16 protein-coding genes are annotated in these 19,081 nt (G+C 49.4%); 15 read left to right on the top strand and 1 reads right to left on the bottom strand.

Features of this window, described 5'->3' with window-relative positions; translation table 11 throughout:
- The first annotated feature begins 22 nt into the window (after nt 1-22).
- From mobC to KTG12_RS08055, 15 genes are all read left to right on the top strand, one after another.
- A complete protein-coding gene (gene mobC / locus KTG12_RS07985) occupies nt 23-2,029 on the top strand; it encodes a conjugal transfer protein MobC (protein ID WP_009040563.1) in 2,007 nt (668 codons plus the stop codon).
- Nucleotides 2,030-2,369: 340 nt separating this feature from the next.
- Nucleotides 2,370-2,729 (top strand): hypothetical protein, encoded by a 360-nt coding sequence (locus tag KTG12_RS21720; RefSeq protein ID WP_014299618.1) that lies wholly within the window; start codon nt 2,370-2,372, stop codon nt 2,727-2,729.
- 459 nt (nt 2,730-3,188) lie between these two features.
- Nucleotides 3,189-5,489: a collagen-like protein gene (locus tag KTG12_RS07995; RefSeq protein ID WP_138273022.1), complete on the top strand. Its 2,301-nt coding sequence runs from the start codon at nt 3,189-3,191 to the stop codon at nt 5,487-5,489.
- Between the two features lie 22 nt (nt 5,490-5,511).
- Nucleotides 5,512-6,750, top strand: a complete 1,239-nt coding sequence (locus KTG12_RS08000) for an OmpA family protein (protein WP_025813753.1) — start codon at nt 5,512-5,514, stop codon at nt 6,748-6,750.
- A gap of 564 nt (nt 6,751-7,314) precedes the next feature.
- On the top strand, nt 7,315-8,475 hold the full coding sequence (locus KTG12_RS08005) for an OmpA family protein (protein ID WP_009291508.1): 1,161 nt from the start codon (nt 7,315-7,317) through the stop codon (nt 8,473-8,475).
- Between the two features lie 85 nt (nt 8,476-8,560).
- The gene (locus KTG12_RS08010) at nt 8,561-9,253 is read left to right on the top strand and encodes an MIP family channel protein (RefSeq protein WP_008766545.1); all 693 of its coding nucleotides are present in this window, start codon (nt 8,561-8,563) and stop codon (nt 9,251-9,253) included.
- A gap of 82 nt (nt 9,254-9,335) precedes the next feature.
- Nucleotides 9,336-9,758 carry a large-conductance mechanosensitive channel protein MscL gene (gene mscL, locus KTG12_RS08015; protein ID WP_008760197.1) on the top strand — a complete coding sequence of 141 codons (423 nt, stop codon included), beginning with the start codon at nt 9,336-9,338 and terminating at the stop codon, nt 9,756-9,758.
- Between the two features lie 125 nt (nt 9,759-9,883).
- Nucleotides 9,884-10,171 (top strand): HU family DNA-binding protein, encoded by a 288-nt coding sequence (locus KTG12_RS08020; RefSeq protein WP_008760198.1) that lies wholly within the window; start codon nt 9,884-9,886, stop codon nt 10,169-10,171.
- Between the two features lie 176 nt (nt 10,172-10,347).
- Nucleotides 10,348-11,040, top strand: coding sequence for an SIMPL domain-containing protein (locus tag KTG12_RS08025; protein WP_008640895.1), 693 nt, complete (start codon nt 10,348-10,350; stop codon nt 11,038-11,040).
- 125 nt (nt 11,041-11,165) lie between these two features.
- Nucleotides 11,166-11,393, top strand: coding sequence for a hypothetical protein (locus KTG12_RS08030; protein ID WP_008766541.1), 228 nt, complete (start codon nt 11,166-11,168; stop codon nt 11,391-11,393).
- On the top strand, nt 11,390-11,581 hold the full coding sequence (locus KTG12_RS08035; RefSeq protein ID WP_008760199.1) for a hypothetical protein: 192 nt from the start codon (nt 11,390-11,392) through the stop codon (nt 11,579-11,581). Before KTG12_RS08030 ends, KTG12_RS08035 begins: the two co-directional genes overlap by 4 nt.
- Nucleotides 11,582-11,698: 117 nt before the next feature.
- Complete coding sequence (locus KTG12_RS08040; RefSeq protein WP_009291509.1) at nt 11,699-12,886, top strand: clostripain-related cysteine peptidase; 1,188 nt, start codon at nt 11,699-11,701, stop codon at nt 12,884-12,886.
- Between the two features lie 345 nt (nt 12,887-13,231).
- Entirely contained in the window at nt 13,232-14,752 is a 1,521-nt protein-coding gene (locus KTG12_RS08045; protein ID WP_138273021.1) for a DUF4099 domain-containing protein, read from the top strand.
- Between the two features lie 89 nt (nt 14,753-14,841).
- On the top strand, nt 14,842-16,944 hold the full coding sequence (locus KTG12_RS08050) for a type IA DNA topoisomerase (protein WP_138273020.1): 2,103 nt from the start codon (nt 14,842-14,844) through the stop codon (nt 16,942-16,944).
- Between the two features lie 239 nt (nt 16,945-17,183).
- Nucleotides 17,184-18,314, top strand: coding sequence for a YhcG family protein (locus KTG12_RS08055; RefSeq protein ID WP_009040571.1), 1,131 nt, complete (start codon nt 17,184-17,186; stop codon nt 18,312-18,314).
- A 136-nt stretch (nt 18,315-18,450) separates the two neighbouring features.
- On the opposite strand, the gene KTG12_RS08060 is transcribed toward KTG12_RS08055, so the two are convergent.
- Entirely contained in the window at nt 18,451-18,936 is a 486-nt protein-coding gene (locus KTG12_RS08060) for a dihydrofolate reductase family protein (protein ID WP_009040572.1), read from the bottom strand.
- Nucleotides 18,937-19,081 lie beyond the last annotated feature (145 nt).

Below are 19,081 nucleotides of genomic sequence, written 5' to 3' on the forward strand. Positions count from 1 at the left end.
TCAACTTAAAATTCAACGAATTATGCAAAACGAAGACGATTTGCGTGGACTCGCCAAAGTCATGGAGTTCATGCGTGCGATAAGCATTTTATTTGTAGTCATCAATATTTATTGGTTCTGTTACCAGTCCGTCCGGGAATGGGGCATCGACATCGGCGTGGTCGATAGGATATTGCTCGGCTTCCAGCGTACCGCCGGGCTGTTCTCCAATATCCTCTGGACGAAGCTCTTCGCCGTGCTGTTCCTCGCCCTTAGCTGCCTCGGCACAAAGGGCGTGAAGGAGCAGAAAATCACGTGGCGCAGGATCATCCTTTGCGGCGTGTCCGGCTTGCTGCTCTTTTTCGGCAACTGGTGGCTGCTCGCCCTTCCTCTGTCGCTTCCGGCAGACACCGTGCTGTATATCGCCACCCTTACCGTCGGGTATATCTGCCTGCTCATGGCAGGGCTGTGGATGTCACGCCTGCTGAAGACCGACCTGCTCGAAGACGTGTTCAACGTCGAGAACGAATCCTTCATGCAGGAAACCAAACTGAAGGAGAACGAGTATTCTGTCAATCTCCGCACCCGCTTCCGGTTCAGGGGAAGGGCGTATGACGGATGGATTAACCTTGTCAATCCCTTCCGTGCGACGATGGTCTTGGGTACGCCCGGTTCGGGCAAGTCCTATGCGATAATCAACCAGTACATCAAACAGATCATCGAGAAGGGCTATTCGCTCTTCCTGTATGATTTCAAGTACCCCGACCTCGCCGAGATAGCCTACAACCACCTACTCGCCCACTTGGACGGCTACAAGGTCAAGCCCAAGTTCTACGTGATAAACTTCGACAATCCGAGGGAAAGCCACCGCTGCAACCCCATCCATCCCGACTTCATGACCGACATCAGCGATGCCTACGAGAGTGCCTACACGATAATGTTAAATTTGAACCGCACATGGATTTCCAAGCAGGGCGATTTCTTCGTGGAATCGCCTATCATTCTGTTAGCCAGTATTATATGGTATCTCAAAATCTACAAGAACGGCAAGTATTGCACCTTCCCCCATGCCATCGAGTTCCTGAACCGCAAGTATGCCGACATTTTCCCCATCCTGACCTCGTACCCGGAGCTTGAGAACTACCTTTCTCCCTTCATGGACGCATGGGAAAGCTCGGCGGTGGAGCAGTTGCAGGGGCAGATTGCCAGTGCCAAGATACCGCTTTCCCGCATGATCTCCCCAGCTCTCTACTGGGTGATGACGGCGGACGATTTCACCCTCGACATCAACAATCCCGAAGAGCCGAAAGTGCTGGTAGTCGGCAACAATCCCGACCGTCAGGGCATCTACGGGGCGGCTTTGGGATTGTACAACTCCCGCATTGTCAAGCTCATCAATAAGAAGAAACGTCTCAAATCCTCCGTGATTATCGACGAGCTGCCCACCATTTACATACGTGGGCTGGATAACCTCATTGCCACCGCTCGAAGCAACAAGGTAGCCGTCATGCTCGGCTTTCAGGATTTCTCTCAGTTGAAGCGTGACTACGGTGACAAGGAAAGCGCCGTAATCTGTAACACGGTCGGCAATGTATTTGCAGGTCAGGTAGTTGCGGAAACCGCCAAGACGCTCTCCGAACGCTTCGGAAAGGTCCTGCAGAAACGGCAGAACATGACCATCAACCGGAACGAGACTTCCGTCTCCATCAACACCCAGATGGACAGCCTTATTCCGGCAAGCAAGATTTCCAACCTCACGCAGGGCATGTTCGTGGGGGCGGTAGCCGACAACTTCGACGAGCGCATCGAGCAGAAGATTTTCCATGCCGAGATTGTAGTGGATAACGAGAAGGTCAGGCGGGAGACCGCCCGCTACGTGAAGATACCGCAGATCATCGACTTCACCGACAAGGATGGCAACGACACCATGCAGCAGCAGATTGATGCCAACTACTACCGCATCAAGAGCGAGGTTAAGCAGATTGTCGCTGACGAGATCGAGCGCATCAAGGCGGATCCGAAACTCTCACACCTGATCAAAAACGGATAATAAGCGTAAATTTCTACCTTAGTAGTAAAACAGTTGTTTTTATATAGTTTTACCAAGTTGGTTGAACAGCGCAAATTGTTGAATAATAGCGAATTTAAGCAATTTTTCGCCAAGAGCGCAAACCGAAAATTACGCAGCCATGGAAAATAGCAGGGAAAAGGATAACTGACCAAGGAGCAACTTGATATAATGTGGCAGGCTGTCTGCATCTGTCTAGGAAAGACACCGCAGGCGGTCAGGACGTGCTGGAAATGCATAAAACACTCCAGGCGAACAAAGTCCTGTTCAGGATGACGGATGAAAGAACAAGGGTGCAGCAACGGACGAGTACCTGCAACAGTTGAGCCGACAGATAGACCGGTTGGAAGGGTTGAAAGTAAACCACAGCCATAGTTTCAACGTGACATATTCCAGGTCGTATCTTGTTCAAGTCACCATCGTGGAATTGTTTCTTTTTTCGCTGGTGCATAACGCATGGCAGCTTAAAAGGGGCTGGCGGCTCAAATACCGCTACGTTCTGATGTCGGGAAATGCGGACGCCAAGACACTTGACAGGCTGGAGAACTGCTTCGAGTGGAACAGGGACAGGAAGCTAATATGGAAGATCAGGAAAGAGGTGGAGGACTTCGAGCGTTGGACGGAAAAGAAAGTGGCAGAAATGCTGCGTGCTAAAAGACAACAGCCGGGAGTGGGGAAATAACATACAAGAAAGAAAAAGGTCCAAAATATACCGTACTTCCTGATTTTTAAACGCTTCAAGTTATTGATTACAAGAACGGATTGTCTGAAGACGAAATTGTTAGATGATCAAAGTGACCATAACAACCGTATGGTATTTCTTGTTATAGTCGGTTGCATCTGATTATGCAGGAATTTTAATGTACATATTCAAATATAAATATTGATATAGGCCAAAAATACGGTTTATTTATTAATAAAATCATGATTACTGAACAAATTGTTAAAAAATAGAGCTAAATTGATAAGTTAAAAATCAAAACATTCATCTTATTTTGCAAAAAATATATTATTAATATTAATAACTATAACAAGTATGGTTAATTTTTACTGCTCGTTTTTCCGTAAATCAAGGAATTATTTTAGGTATTGATTATATTGATTTATTCCTCATTTTATATATTTAAAATTAAACAATTACATGAATTTATTCAAATCATCAGTTCTGTGCGGCATGGTCATAGTGTCATTCATGACATCCTGTACAGACGTGGATATCACCATGCCCAAGGGGCCCAAAGGTGATACGGGGCTTTCAGCCTACGAGTTTTGGAAGGAAAAAGTTGCGGATGGAACCGTCAACTGGCCGAAGGATCAGACAGAAGTCGCTGACTTCTTCAAGTTTCTCAAGGGAAAAGATGGCAAAGACGGGAAGGATGGTCAGAGTGCTTTCGAGCAGTGGAAAGACATGATTGCCAGCGGTAGCGTGGACGACCCGCATAATCCCGGCGAGAAATGGCCCTCCGAAAACAACACGGTACAGGATTTCTGGCGTTTCCTGACCGGAGCCAGCGGAGAGGACGGACAGACACCGCATATAGGTGATAACGGCAACTGGTTCATTGGGAAAGAGGATACCGGTATCGGCGCACGTGGGCGTGACGGTCAGGATGGTAAAGACGGTAAAGACGGAACGAATGGTCGTGATGCTATACCGCCGACAGTCACCATTGGCGATAACGGCAACTGGTATATTAACGGAACGGATACAGGCAAGCCTGCTTTCGGTAAGGATGGCAAAGATGGAAAGGACGGAAAGGATGCCGTGCCTCCTACGGTCACCATCGGCGATAACGGCAACTGGTTTGTGGACGGAACGGATACCGGGAAAAAGGCCGTTGGGCAGGACGGGAAATCTCCCGAGGTTGCCATTGGCGATAACGGCAACTGGTATATAAATGGAACGGATACAGGCAAGCCCGCTTTCGGTAAGGATGGCAAAGATGGAAAGGACGGAAAGGACGGAAAGGATGGAGCTAACGGAGCCAACGGTAAAAGTGCCTACGAGCTTTGGAAAGAGTATATCTCGTCCGGTGATGTGGACAACCCGCATAATCCTGACCAAAAATGGCCGGCGGACCGGAACAAGCAGACTGATTTCTGGGATTTCCTGACCGGAAAATCCTCTGTTATCGAGATAGAAGTTGGAAAATACAATGTTATTCCTGAATACTGGAACTCTTCCCTGAAAGAGTATGTTGTACCTTCGGACGGTTCGGTTCTATTTACCGTGTATGACAAGACCGGCAAAAAGGTCACAGCCGGAGTAAAGGTGAGCGACTTACCCGGTGTATCTTCTACGGATGCATTTATCACAAACGAGGAAGGGCAGTTCAAGGTCACATGGGATAAATTGCCAGACAATAAGGGTTTATCAGAAAGGAAAGGAAGTGTGACTGTAACGGTTGATGGAACGCAGGAAACGAGTGCGGGCAACACGTTGGTGCCGAATAGGATCAATGTTAGAGCTATCATTACAAGCGCATATCTGTCTAATTATTCTAATACGTCGATAGATATTTATAGGACACTAAATGTATATTACAGCTTCGAGCGTCAAGTGGATGGAGAATGGGATAAGTATCCGACGTCCATTACTACTCCTTATAATAGTATGAAATCGGCCAGGGTTAAAGATATAAACCGGCCTGTCAACGAAGGAAATGTGGACAAAGATCAGTTAGTCCGCTATAGCAATGGAAACTCATATCTCTACATCATTCGTCCGTTGGTTTTGACAGAGACGGAGAAGGCAAATGTGGCGAAGAATGATACTGTCGGCAAGTTGGCGAAATATGAATGGGACCAAACAGACAATTATGCGGCACTGTATTTTGGTGATGGTACGGGAAGTTATAATGACTATGGACAGACTGTATATTTGCAGGACAAGATACATGTCCCGGAAGTGTATCCGGCCCCATCTTTTAAAGAAAACAGTGTGTTTATTGAAATCAAGCAGGGTATTACCACCATGTGGGGAGAGATTGACACGGATAATTTACAGGATTTTTATAAAACATACGCTTACCCGACAGGGCAAGATAAATTTACAAAAGAGGAAGGAACCAATGTTTGGAAACATCCGGAAGGCAAGTTGCCGGCATCAGAGCTGGAAGAAAATCGGGCTGTATTTATAGAAATGCGTACTTTCATCAATGGAACGGGAGGAACTGTACATACCGGATCCAAGCCGTTGTCAACGGGAGGCAAGCGCTTTAAACTGACAAGCACTTATCCCAATAACTGGATTGGTCTGGATATCAGACGACGGACAGAAAGCACTGATAAAATAACATATAATATATCTAACGAGTACCGTGGGCGTTACGCTTACTATCTGTTAAAAGAGGAAGATAAGTACTATTTAGTTGATTTTGCGGACTGGTCCAAGCGGATGCCCTTGCCAATCAAGGATTGTCCTGTCGACTGGATGAATTGATTTATTTATTGGATAATTGAATATGAAGAAAAAAATAACGATATGCTTTGTGTGTCTCTCCTTGCTGTTGGTCTCTCTGGCGGTGAGAGGACAGGACACGAAAACGACCCGTCGTGTGCCTCTCCAGGCAGAGGTGACGCATGACGGACTGTCAGAAAAGGAATCAAAAGCCTGGGAGATCGGTCTCGGCGGTTCGCTGATAAACTGGAGTCGGGTGTCAGTCACTGGTTTCCGGAGTACGCCGGACAACTACTTTTATAACCTGAAAGCGAATCATCTGATGGGAGGGGCAAACTTGTACATCGCACGGGAATTGAACCGGTGGTTTTACCTGGATTTGCAGGGAAGCGTCGGTTTGACGAAAAACAACAACCGTACCGCAGGTGATGACAGGAAACGTGATTTACTGTACATGGGGGGACTGGGGCTACAATTCCGCTTTACTCCCCTGCTCAGATCCCAATGGGTTGAACCTTATCTCAGGGTAGGTGTGAACTATCTGCATAAAGACTTTGCTTCCGTATATGGCGGCAACTTTGAGGATGATCCAACCGGACAGGCATATTGGGAGTCTTCCGACATCTGGAATCCTGACGGGCGTTCATCCGACAAAAACTCGTTTGTTCCCCTGTCTTTCGGGGCGGGTGTGAAAGCCTGGTTAAGCAACTCGTTCGGGCTGGGGTTACAAGGTGAATACCTTCTGCCCGTGCAGAAGGGGCTTCCCCACTTCGTTCAGGTTTCTGCCAGTGTCATCTGGCGTATTGGCGGAAAGAGCAAACATGCGGCTCCGGTGGTACGATATGTGGAGATAGAGAAACCCGTGGAAAGAATCGTCGAGCGGGTGGTTGAGAAAAAGGTGGAGGTTCCGGCCATTATTGACACTATGGCGTGTGATCTCTTGGAGAATATCCATTTTGAATTTGACAGGGATGTCATAACAGCCACTTCGGAAAGAACGCTTGACAGGCTGGCAGAGCTACTGAAAAGCTATCCGGACAGCCGTTTCCTTATCACGGGCTACACGGACGCCAAAGGAAGCGACTCCTATAACTTGACCCTTTCCGCACGGCGTGCTGAAAAGGTGCATGCCGCCCTGATCGGGCGTGGAGTTCCCGCCCGGATGATTAAATGGCGTGGCGTGGGTAAGCGTGCGGCCATTATCTCCGCCACTGCTGCGGACAATATCCGTGAAGGGGACAGAAAAGTCCTGCTGGAACGGGTTACCAACATGGATTATTGGAATGCCCTGGATAGCAAATAACCCGAATGTTCAGATAGTGATGAAAATGGATTGAAACAGTGCGGGAATCTCATCCGCATCATTCTATTCCCAGGTCAGGAGGAGTAATACGGGGCATTTCTCCGCCAGGCCTGGGAATTTTACTTTACATGACTGGATGGACGTGCAACAGGTTTAGATGATTATCGAGAATGATTAATAAGCATAAAACCGCTTATGCTATGATTGTATTGCTGCAAAATTATAAATATAATTGTCCATGTTTTTGCATTGCTAATAAACAGATCGACACTGTTTTTCATGGGGAAGCAGGCAGAATGATCGCTCATGATAATACTTGTGATTCACATGAATGGAAAAAACTTGTGTCTTTGTAGTTTAACAATCAAAATATTAAAACTTATGAATACTCTTCTTTTGAATGCCACTTCTTCCAAAAGAAAAAGAATCACTTCTGAAGGTCATCCATACAGCCAGTTTCTTTGCATTAAAGAGCTAAAATGACAAAAAAAAGAGCTGGAATGAAAACATGTGTTTTTGAATAAATTTCGATTTTTGCAAAATAATTAAAAATTAAACCTTATGATGAAGAAAATTTTTATCAGTTTGTTTTTGTCTGGTGTTTTTATGTATCACACAAATGCCCAGACTGCAGTAGAGGGTAACAAGTTTCTGGACAACTGGTCCATCGGGATCAGTGCGGGAGGAACAACCCCGTTAACACATCATTCTTTCTTTGGAAACATGCGCCCGATCACGGGGATAGAACTGAATAAACAATTGACACCGGTTTTCGGTTTCGGTCTGGAGGCGGTCGGAAGCTTTAACACCTCACAAAGCAGGACCATTTTCGACCGCTCCAATGTCAGTCTGTTGGGGTTGGTGAACCTGAACAATCTCCTTGGGACCTATACCGGGGTTCCCAGACCTTTTGAAATCGAAGCGGTGGCCGGAATCGGGTGGTTGCATTATTATATGAACCGGGAAACGGGTTCCGATCAGAACAGCATGTCAACAAAACTGGGCCTGAACTTTAATTTCAACCTGGGAGAGAGCAAGGCATGGACATTGGCACTGAAACCTGCCCTGGTCTATGACATGAATGCTATGGGTTCCGAAGCCGTACGTTTCCATTCCGGACGGGCCGTATGGGAAATATCCGTTGGTCTGAAGTATCATTTCGGATGCAGTAACGGGAAACACCACTTTACAAAAGTGAGAGCTTACGACCAGCAGGAGGTGGATGTCTTGAACGCAAAAATTAATGAACTTCATACACAGGCCGGTAAAGATGCCAAGGCATTGCAGGAGGCAGTGCGAAAGGTAACGGAACTGGAGGCCGCACTGGACAAATGCCGCAACCAGGAACCAAAAATTGTGAAAGACACCATTGACAACACTAAAAAGACGCTGGAATCCGTCATAACTTTCCGCCAGGGCAGGACGACAGTTGACAACTCCCAACTCCCGAATGTCGAACGTATCGCTACTTATTTAAAGAACCATAAGGGAGCAAGTGTGCTCATCAAGGGTTATGCCTCTCCTGAGGGAAGCGTGGAAGTTAACGAGCGGATCGCCCGACAAAGAGCGGAGGCCGTGAAAAAAATGCTGGTGGGCAAGTATGGAATTGCAGAAGAACGGATTGTAGCCGAGGGCCAGGGAGTAGGGAACATGTTCGAGGAGCCCGACTGGAACCGGGTAAGCATCTGTACGATCAACGCGGGAACGGAATCCAGTAGCCGTTAAATGCGATCCGGAAAATACCGGAAAGATGCATTCACTTGAACAGAATGTATTAACTATATTTATTCTACACGTAATTTGAAATGCTATGAACAGGTATGTATCTGAAATGATCGGGACAATGGTCCTTGTTTTGATGGGATGCGGAAGTGCTGTTTTTGCCGGGGATATGCCCGGTGCGGTCACCACCGGGGTGGGTACCCTGGGAGTTGCCATAGCCTTCGGGCTGTCGGTGGTCGCCATGGCATACGCTATTGGCGGAATATCCGGATGCCATATAAATCCGGCGATCACACTGGGCATGTACTGCTCGGGAGGAATGGGGGGCAAGGATGCCCTGTTATACATTATTTTCCAGATAATCGGGGGGATTCTCGGATCAGCCGTACTTTTCATACTGGTATCTACGGGGCCACATGCCGGCCCTACCATGACAGGGAGCAACGGCTTTGTTGAGGGGGAAATGTTGCAGGCCTTTATCGCTGAGGCCGTCTTTACGTTTATTTTCGTTCTTGTGGCGCTGGGAGCCACGGATAAAAAGAAAGGGGCCGGTAAACTGGCGGGCCTGGTCATCGGGCTGACGCTTGTCCTGGTGCATATCGTATGTATTCCCATCACCGGAACATCAGTAAATCCCGCGCGCAGCATAGGACCCGCACTTTTCGAGGGAGGAGGCGCGATCTCACAGCTTTGGCTATTTATCGTCGCTCCACTGACAGGAGGTCTGGCCAGTGCCATAGTGTGGAAAGCCATTTCTCAGCATAGCGACAGACAACGATGAAGGGAAGGTGGATGACCCCGAGACACGTTTCTCTGTTATCCACCTTTGTTTGATACATTATTATCAACTAAAATAAAAAAAGATGTCAAAAAGTAGTTTTTTACTGGATTTTAAGGCGTTTGTCATGCGTGGAAACGTAGTAGACATGGCCGTGGGTGTGATTATTGGCGGTGCCTTCGGGAAAATAATATCTTCAGTGGTGGCAGACATCATCATGCCACCGATAGGGTTGCTGGTAGGCGGAACCAACTTCTCGGAACTGAGATGGGAATTGGAACCCGCCAGGGTAGTTGATGGAGTCGAACAGGCGGCCGTCACGATAAACTATGGAAACTTCATACAGACCATGCTGGATTTTGTGATCATCGCTTTTGCCATTTTCTTGTTCATCCGCCTGCTCTCCAATCTCAGGCGCAAAAAAGAAGAGACACCCTTGCCCCCACCTGTCCCGAGCAACGAGGAAAAGTTACTTTCAGAAATACGTGACTTGCTGAAGAAACAATGACGTTTATTCAAACGGTATGGACGGTATCGGGCAGGAACATATCTGAGGAACAGGCTACTCCTTGGCGGTGGAAATTTTCCTTTGTCCCTGAATGATAAAAATAGTGTGAACATTAAAATTCAGATATGACTAAAGCAGATATTATAAACCGGGTCTCTGAGGAGCTTGGAATCGATCGCAGGACCGTTGGCCTGGTAATCGAGAGTTTCATGAAATGCGTGAAGGATGCACTCGGCAGAGAGAGAATTGTATTCCTGCGCGGATTCGGGACCTTTTCTTTGAAGAAAAGGGCGGCAAAGAAGGCACAGAATATCCAACAGCACACAACCATATGCATCCCGGCTCGCAAGGTCCCTCATTTTAAACCCTCGGAGTCTTTCTTGGTTCTCCGGAAAGAAGATAATCGAAAATAGACCGGGAGTGAATCTACCCCTTCCATTGTCAGGGAGGGGTGGATTTTAATGTGTTTTATGGAAATTTATCAATCATGTTTTACTCCTGTTTTCCAGCCCCGTTCAGATATGGACTACAGGATCATAGATGACCGGACGATCATGTAGATTCCCGGTAAACCTGTAAATAGACTGTTATGCGTGTTTTCAATCTTTTATTGTTGATCTCCATGTTCATTCCCTTTCCGCTGCCCGCTCAGGTGGGCGAACGTTATATAGAGGTAACCGGTACTTCCGAGATAGAGGTAGTTCCTGACAGGATTCATTACGTTATCGAAATAAGGGAGTACTTCGAAGAAGAGTTTGATGGCGTATCCAAACCGGAAGAATATCGGACGAAGGTTCCTCTTACCAGGATAGAGGAGGAATTGAAGCAGGTTTTGAAAATAGTCGGAGTGCCACGGGAGGCAATCCGCACAAAGGATGTGGGCGATAATTGGCGTAAGCCGGGACAGGATTTTCTGGTTTCCAAATCATTTGATGTCACGTTACGTGACTTCACACTGATTGATGAAATTTTAAAACGGGTGGACACAAAAGGAATTCATACGATGTATATAGATAAACTGGAACATAGGGATATCCTGTCCTATCACAGGAAGGGCAAGATAGAAGCACTGAAAGCGGCACGGGAAAAGGCGGTTTACCTGCTGGAGGCAATAGGTAAGAGGCCGGGTGAGATCATCCGCATCGTGGAAGGAGGGGATGCTGGAAAAGAGATGTTTGCACAAGGTCATATCTTATCGGTTGCCCCGCCCCCATTTGAGAGAAGCCGCACGATAAAAAAGAGATATTCGATGCTGGTCCGGTTCGGGATCGTGGATCGATGAACCGTTATTATAACAAATCCCGGAATGGACTTGCAAGAGAAGATAACGGGCATTCGGGTTTGCGGTGAAATATCCGGCCTTTTCTCTGACCGGTAAATAGATTAATAGATTCAACTCACGATAAGATGAAAGATTATTACTTTATTATGAATGCCGGGGTAAAAGCCGGAGGGGAGATCACCCATGCGGTATTAGAAGGGAAAATTGTATCCGCACCGAAAGGATACGATGCCTTCACGGGGATTGAAGCGGCCAGGGAGAAACTGGCTTGCGGGAATATCCGTCAGCAGATGGAAGAATTCGGTATCGAACTTGAGATCGTGCCGGTAAATACTGATTTTTTACTACGATGAAGGAATATTGCGTTTATTGGTTTGAAAACGGAGAACCGAGGCACGAGGTATTTTCCTGTCTGGACGGGGCGGAGATGTTTTCCTGCATGATAAGAGGACAGGACGGCGTGGAACACGTGGAAATATCCGAGGAAGATATTTCCGCTCCGGAGGAATTCCGGGAAATATGCCCCGGAGATTTCTCTTGAACATATGACATGGATCCGGGGTCCTTTTTTGCCGTAGCCTGGCGGTAAAGGGACCTTATCTGGTTGTAAAATCGGGCAGTGTCAACCATTTTTTCACCGATTAATCGCATACGCAAGATGAAAGCTCCACGGAAAATTTATACATGGACCAGTATCCTGCTTTTCGTGTGCTGTTCCCTTATTTTTCTTTCATGTGAAAAGGAAGAGCTCGGGGAAGCCATGGAAAATCGGAAAACGTTATTCATGTTTCTGCCGTGGTCCACTGACCTGACAGGCTATTTTTACACCAATATCGCGGATATGGAGGCGTGTGTAAGCAGAAGGGGGCTGGAGCATGAAAGAATTCTCGTGTTTATGTCCACGAGCTCTACGGAAGCCACGATGTTTGAGATCATACATTCCAAAGGAAAGTGCGATCGTAAAACGCTGAAAAGGTATGGCACTTCGGGGTTTACTACGGTGGAGGGCATAACGGGGATATTGAACGACGTGCAGGAATTTGCTCCTGCTCCGGTTTACGCTATGATCATAGGTTCCCATGGCATGGGATGGCTTCCCGTGGACGGTACACAGGCGGATTCCCTTTTCCGGATGAAAAAGCATTGGGAGTATCAGGAGCAGCCGCTGACACGCTATTTCGGGGGACTGACCCGGGAGTTCCAAACGGACGTGGGTACCCTGGCCCGGGGGATTGTAGGCGCGGGCGTCAAAATGGAGTATATCCTGTTTGACGATTGCTATATGTCATCCGTAGAGGTTGCCTATGAACTGAAAGAAGCCACAAGATTTCTTATAGCCTCTACCAGTGAAATGATGGCATACGGAATGCCTTACGCCACTGTGGGGGAGTTCCTGCTGGGAAATCCTGATTACGGATCCCTTTGCGAAGGATTCCACGACTTTTATTCAACCTATGAAATGATGCCCTGCGGGACACTGGCTGTGACAGATTGCTCTGAATTAGATAATATGGCTGCTATCATGAAAAGTATCAATGACAGGTATGTTTTCGATGATTCCCTACAAGGAGAACTCCAGGGACTGGACGGATACACCCCCGTCATCTTTTATGACTTTGCCGATTATGTCCTCACCCTCTGCTCTGACCCTGTCCTGACAGCCCGCTTCAGGGAACAGCTGGAGCGGCTTGTTCCCTATAAAACCCATACGGGTAAATTTTATTCCAGGACCAAAGGGCCCCTTCCCATACATACTTTCTCGGGTATAACGATCTCGGACCCGAGCACCAATCCCATGGCCTTACTGAAAGGTACGACCTCTTGGTACAAGGCCACACACGAATAACCCCGTGGAAAACGGACAGATGAAAATACCCGCGTATGACGCAAATATTCCCCTTTCTTCATAAAATTTCCGATAAGTTCGGACAGCATCGAAAATAATTCTACACGTATGTACCATATATAATTTTGCAGTGATATTTTTATTTACAGTTTATTCGGGGTAAAAAGGTCACGAGAAAATCAAAACTTCAATTACTCTCGAACCGGAATGTGACAAATCTACGAACAGGAGGACAAACGAGGATACCTAAGCCGTAAATTGCACGTTTCCAGCATTCATCCCATATCTTTACGTCCGGTTTCAATCGGAACCTTAAAAATATTCACCATTTAATTTTTTCAGATTATGGACGAACAACCGGACAGCAGCCAGCAGTTAATGGACATCCTGCTCGTCATGGACGAGAAAGGCACGCTCCAAGCCGTCAGCGGAGTAAAGGACGGCGAGTTACAGACCAAGAACCCACTGGAGGACAACAACGACCTCCTGCGGGTGGATCGCCACGGCGATATGTTTTCAAATTTCTTTTCCAACCTCTGGAGCCAGTTGAAAGATCCGACCCGCTTCCATTTCTTCCGTGTGCCGGAAGAGGAGGTGCAGCGGGTAGCCGCCGATTTCCGGCAGCGGGAGAGTCGGTCGGTCAAGACAGGTGAGCCGCTCCTCGCACAGTACGAGGTGCAGCCGCCCGTGCAGGCACAGCAGCAGACCCAAGCCGGGCAGCAGCAACAGCCGGAGGATGCGCCGCAGCAGTCCGCCGGGCAGACCGAACAGAACCCGCAGTACAAGTACCGCCCGGAGGACATCGACTGGAACAGCCTCGCTGCCCTCGGCGTGCAGCGGGAACAGATTGAGGGCAACGGGATGCTCGACCAGATGCTCCGGGGCTTCCAGACCGACAAGACCGTCCGGGTGCATTTCCACTTCGAGGGCATCTCGCACAGCAACGATAGCCAGCTCTCGCTCAAACCCGGCACGGACGGCAGGCTGACCGTTTGCAGCCACGGCATCCTCGACCCGGAGAAGATGCAGAAGCAGTTCTTCGGTTACGACATCACCGACTCCGACAAGCAGGTGCTCCGGCAGACGGGCAACATGGGACATCCGGCGACCGTCACCAACCGGGCGGGCGAACAGGTCGAAGCCCTTGTCAGCCGCAACCTCAAGACCAACGAGCTGGTCGCCTTCCCGCTCTCCAAGGTCAATATCCCGGCGGAGAAGAACGGGCATACCTTCACCCCGGACGAGATAGCCCGGCTCAAACAGGGCGAGGCGGTGGTCTGCCGGTTCCTTTCCAGAGCCAAGGAGGGGGAGCAGCCCAAGGTTTACCCGGCTCCCGTGCAGTTCAGCGCAGCCAAGATGCAGCTCGAATTTCTCTTCGGCGACCGGGGCAGGCTGGCGATGGATGCGTACAAGGCGAACCTGAAACAGACCGCCAATCAGGAGGTGCCGAAGACCTTCCGCAAGCAGGAGCTTACCGAGAAGTCCCGCCTCGAACTCGAAGCCGAGGGAACGGTCAAGGTCTCCGGTCTGGTGGACAAGAAAGGAAAAGCCTACCAAGGCTACATCACATGGAAGCCCGGCGAGAAGCCCGCCTTCATGTTCCCCAAGGACTACAAGGCGGCACTCGAAGAGGGGCGTGTCAAGCCCGCTGTGGAGAACGAGGTGCAGGTGGCGGTCAATTCCGAGGGCAAGACCGTAGAGGCGACCCGCAACCTGAAAGAAGCCCTGCAATCCGCACAGCAGCGCCCCACCGGGGAGCAGAAACAGCAGCAGGAGCGCAAGCAGGAGCAGAAAGAGGAACGGAAACAGTCACAGAAGCAGGAACAGCCCGACAAGCCCAAGCGCAGCCGGGGTGTCCGCCGCTGATTTCCCCCGCCACTCTGTAAATGAATTACACGGTTATCCCGTCCGGACGACGGGATAACTTTTGTCAAACCGTTAAATTTTAAAGAAATATGATTACAGCAGTTATCGCTGAAAAGCCTTCCGTAGCGAAGGATATAGCAAACGTGTTGAATGTCCGAGAGCGGCACGATGGCTACCTCTCAGGTAACGGCTACCTCGTTACCTGGGCGTTCGGCCATCTCGTCCAGCTTGCCATGCCCGAAGCATACGGCTATGCGGGCTTCCGGCGTGAGAACCTGCCCATTCTGCCGCAGGAGTTCAAGTACATCCCCCGCCAGATACGGGAGGGCAAGGAGTACAAGCCCGACCCCGGCGTACTCAAACAGTTGAAGGTCATCAGGGAGGTTTTCGACCGTTCCGATCGTATCGTCGTGGCGACCGATGCCGGGCGTGAGGGTGAAGCCATTCATCGGTACATCTACAATTACCTTGGCTGCCGCAAACCCTGCCTGCGCCTCTGGATCTCCTCGCTGACCGACCGTGCCATCCGGGAAGGGCTGGACAACCTCAAAATCGGAAGCGACTACGACAACCTCTACCGTGCCGCCGAAGCCCGTGCTATCGCCGACTGGGAGATTGGATTAAACGCCACCCAAGCTCTCAGTATCGCCGCCGGGCAGGGCATCTACTCCCTCGGACGGGTACAGACACCCACCTTGATGATGATCTGCTCCCGTTATCTGGAGAACAGGGATTTCACCCCGCAGACCTATTACCGGCTGAAGGTCACGGCTGAAAAGGACGGCACGCCCTTCGCCGCCATCTCTGAATTGCGTTACGAAACCCTTCCGGCGGCAAATGCCGCTCTCGGCGCTGTAACCGCAACGGGGACGGTGGAGGTTGCCGACTTGCAGCGCAGGGAGGTGAGCCAAGAACCTCCCTTGCTCTATGACCTGACCGCCTTGCAGAAAGAGGCGAACGGCAGGTACGGCTTCTCGGCAGACAAGACCTTCTCCATCGCCCAGTCGCTTTACGAGAAGAAGGTGTTGAGCTACCCCCGTACCGGCTCCCGCTACCTATCGGACGATGTGTTCGACGAGATACCCGATCGTATCGCCCTGCTGGAGCGGTACCCGGCTTTCGCCGCCCATGCCGCCGCCCTGAAAGGAGCTTCGCTCAACCGCCGCAGCGTGGACGCAGGGAAAGTCACCGACCACCATGCGCTCATCATCACCGAGTGTCTGCCCGGCGAGCTGTCCGCCGACGAACGCACGGTATATGACATGGTAGCCGCCCGCCTGCTCGAAGCCTTCTCCGCCCGTTGCCTCAAGGACGCTACCACCGTCTCTTTCACGGCAGGGAACAGCGTGTTCACCGCCAAGGGGACGGTCGTCAGATCCGCCGGATGGCGTGCCGTGCGGAACGAGCGGGAGGAGGACGACGAGGGAACAGCCGCTTTGCCGACTTTGCAGACCGACGAGGCTTTCCCCCTGCAATCGGCGGAGTGTGTGGAGAAACAGACCAAGCCCCGTCCCCTGCACACCGAGAGCAGCCTCCTTTCGGCGATGGAGCATTGCGGCAGGGAGTTGCAGGACGACGAGCTTCGAGACAGTTTGAAAGGGAACGGTATCGGCACGCCCGCCACCCGTGCCTCCATCATCGAGACCCTCTTTGCCCGTGACTACGTGCGCCGGGAGAAGAAGAGCCTCGTGCCGACGGACAAGGGGCTTGCCGTGTATCAGATAGTGAAGGACAAGCGCATCGCCGATGTCGAGATGACCGGGCAGTGGGAGACCGCCCTCGCCAAGATCGAGAGCGGGGAGATGAATCCCGACAGCTTCCGCAAGGCCATCGAGGTCTATGCCGCCCAGATTACCGAAGAACTCCTGCAAGTGCAGGTATCGGTGGCGGACGGCGGACATATCCCGTGCCCCAAGTGCCGTTCCGGTCGCATCCTCCTTTACCCGAAGGTCGCCAAGTGCAGCAACGTCGATTGTTCCCTTACCGTCTTCCGCAACAAGGGGGAGAAGCAGCTCACCGACAGCCAGATTACCGACCTCGTGACCAAAGGCAGGACTGCCCTGATCAAAGGATTCAGGAGTAGGGAGGATAAGCCCTTCGATGCATACCTCACTTTCGACAAGGACTTCCGCATCGTATACGGGTTCCCGCCTCACACGGACAAGTCCAAAGGAAAGGAGCACAGGCGATGAACGGCATCGGTTGGATCTCCGTAGCGGAAGCCGCCCGGCTCTGCAGCACGAACGGCTCTTGATAGACAATGGTAGCCCACAGGAATTCAAGTTTTTATATCCGTAATCCCGGCAATAATCCCTATATTTGCCAATCGGTCACATAGAAAAGGCGGGATTGCTCTTTTCTGTGGCCGGATGGCAACCGTTCCGGGCACAATACCCGAACGGCTTTAATCAACATTCAACAATAGCATAACATGAATTTTGAACAATTAGCAACCATCATAGCCGACACGCACCAACGATTACAACAGAGTGCGGTCAAAGCCGTAAACCAGTGCCAGACCATGCGTAACTGGCTTATCGGTTTTTATATCGTGGAGTTCGAGCAGAACGGAGAAGACCGTGCCAAATATGGGGAATTCTTATTGAAAAACTTGGAACAAAAAGTTAATTTAAAAGGATTGAATATTACATTATTCAAGCGTTCACGAGTCTTCTATATGGTATATCCCCAGTTGGCAACTGTAATAAAAACGATATTGCCTCCAACAGGTGCATCAACGATGCACTTATTGGAAATGCAGGGTCTTGGAAAAAGTGCATCACTGATGCACTTATTACAAAATGCTGAAAACAAACAAGATATAGTTAATACGATAGAGCCTCAGAAACTACTCAGCTCTATTTCTTTTACCCACTTTATCGAACTGGTAAAAATCGACAATCCTATCAAGCGGATGTATTACGAAATGCTCACCATCCAAACCGGGCTTTCTGTCCGTGAACTCAAACGGCAGATAGGAGCGTTGAGTTATGAACGTGTCGGCTTATCCGGCAACATGGAAAATGCACTTGCTGCCATTCAGCAGAAGATTCACCCACAAACTGTAACCGATGCCGTCAAGGATGACTATTTCTTCGAGTTCCTGAACATTCCGCAGCAACGGGCTTCTTTGCTAAAGGAGAAGGAACTCGAAACACTTCTGCTCGACCATTTGCGAGACTTCATTATCGAACTCGGAAACGGCTTCTGTTTCGAAGCCAGACAAAAAAGAATCCTTATCGGTGACGAATTTTATTTCATTGATATGGTCTTCTACCACCGGATTTTGAAATGTCATATTTTGTGCGAATTGAAAGTTGATACTTTCAACCACGCTCATGTGTCACAACTTTATTCATACCTGAATTATTATAAAGCCGAAGTGATGGAGCCGGGCGATAACCCGCCTATCGGCATTTTGCTGGTAACGGACAAGAACGATGCGTTGGTGCGGTACACCACAACCGGATTGGATGAACAGATATTCGTTTCCAAATACCAGTTGCAACTTCCGACTGAACAACAATTAAAAGAGTTGATTTTAAAGACAATCCGGCAATAATAACAAATGCGCAACACATAGTTGCGCATTTGTAGTATTCTAATATTTGTCGTTCCAACTATTTCCGTTATCTTTGCAATCAATAGAACCTGCCAAGCCTCTTTAATAATGCCCAAATCGGCGGGTTGCTTTTTTATTACATCCTCCCGTACACCGTTCGGATTTTCCCGTCCTCCAGCACTTCGCTCGACCGTACAGCCCATATCCTGCCGTCGTTCGGTCCGCACTCCAGCCCCTTCTCACTGTTACCGACCAGCACCGGCACGGTTGTCATCACGATTTCATCTGCCAGCCCGTTGTCCAAGAGTAAAACTCCGGTTTCTCCTCCGTAAGCCACCACCATACCGTCGCCATTCTCCTTTATCCGTTGCAGTTCCGTTACCACATTCCCCCTGACAAAACGTACCCGTTCTGTCTCTGTCAAGTCTATACAGCCGTTCGTCACGACCAAGGTCTCCTTTGCCTCAAGCGGCCAGTCAAGATCATTCAGGTAAATACGCAGGTAAGTTTCCTCGTCAATCAGCACGTAGGCACAGGCGTCCACTACCGCATTGAAACACTTGTCCGCTATGACCGGACAGCCGTCGATGGATTGGTACACGTGCAAGGTAATCTGTTCCATAACAATGTGTTTTTAAGGATTATGCCCGCCTCGCACCAAAAAGAACAGCGTGAACTCACACTATTCCGGAATAGAGGTACTGGCATACCTAAAAGACAGAATAGGCAAACTCACGCCGTATAAGCATACAGCATGAACATTGCGC

The organism is Parabacteroides sp. MSK.9.14 (assembly GCF_019041495.1).
Lineage (GTDB): Bacteria > Bacteroidota > Bacteroidia > Bacteroidales > Tannerellaceae > Parabacteroides > Parabacteroides merdae.

Bases quoted from the DNA above. Each gene is read 5' to 3' on its own strand.
- KTG12_RS08025 (WP_008640895.1), top strand. From the start codon at position 10,348: ATGCGTGTTTTCAATCTTTTATTGTTGATCTCCATGTTCATTCCCTTT.
- KTG12_RS08010 (WP_008766545.1), top strand. From the start codon at position 8,561: ATGAACAGGTATGTATCTGAAATGATCGGGACAATGGTCCTTGTTTTG.
- KTG12_RS08030 (WP_008766541.1), top strand. From the start codon at position 11,166: ATGAAAGATTATTACTTTATTATGAATGCCGGGGTAAAAGCCGGAGGG.
- KTG12_RS07995 (WP_138273022.1), top strand. From the start codon at position 3,189: ATGAATTTATTCAAATCATCAGTTCTGTGCGGCATGGTCATAGTGTCA.
- KTG12_RS08060 (WP_009040572.1), bottom strand. From the start codon at position 18,936: ATGGAACAGATTACCTTGCACGTGTACCAATCCATCGACGGCTGTCCG.
- KTG12_RS08005 (WP_009291508.1), top strand. From the start codon at position 7,315: ATGAAGAAAATTTTTATCAGTTTGTTTTTGTCTGGTGTTTTTATGTAT.
- KTG12_RS08055 (WP_009040571.1), top strand. From the start codon at position 17,184: ATGAATTTTGAACAATTAGCAACCATCATAGCCGACACGCACCAACGA.
- KTG12_RS08035 (WP_008760199.1), top strand. From the start codon at position 11,390: ATGAAGGAATATTGCGTTTATTGGTTTGAAAACGGAGAACCGAGGCAC.
- KTG12_RS08000 (WP_025813753.1), top strand. From the start codon at position 5,512: ATGAAGAAAAAAATAACGATATGCTTTGTGTGTCTCTCCTTGCTGTTG.
- KTG12_RS08045 (WP_138273021.1), top strand. From the start codon at position 13,232: ATGGACGAACAACCGGACAGCAGCCAGCAGTTAATGGACATCCTGCTC.
- mobC (WP_009040563.1), top strand. From the start codon at position 23: ATGCAAAACGAAGACGATTTGCGTGGACTCGCCAAAGTCATGGAGTTC.
- mscL (WP_008760197.1), top strand. From the start codon at position 9,336: ATGTCAAAAAGTAGTTTTTTACTGGATTTTAAGGCGTTTGTCATGCGT.
- KTG12_RS08050 (WP_138273020.1), top strand. From the start codon at position 14,842: ATGATTACAGCAGTTATCGCTGAAAAGCCTTCCGTAGCGAAGGATATA.
- KTG12_RS08020 (WP_008760198.1), top strand. From the start codon at position 9,884: ATGACTAAAGCAGATATTATAAACCGGGTCTCTGAGGAGCTTGGAATC.
- KTG12_RS08040 (WP_009291509.1), top strand. From the start codon at position 11,699: ATGAAAGCTCCACGGAAAATTTATACATGGACCAGTATCCTGCTTTTC.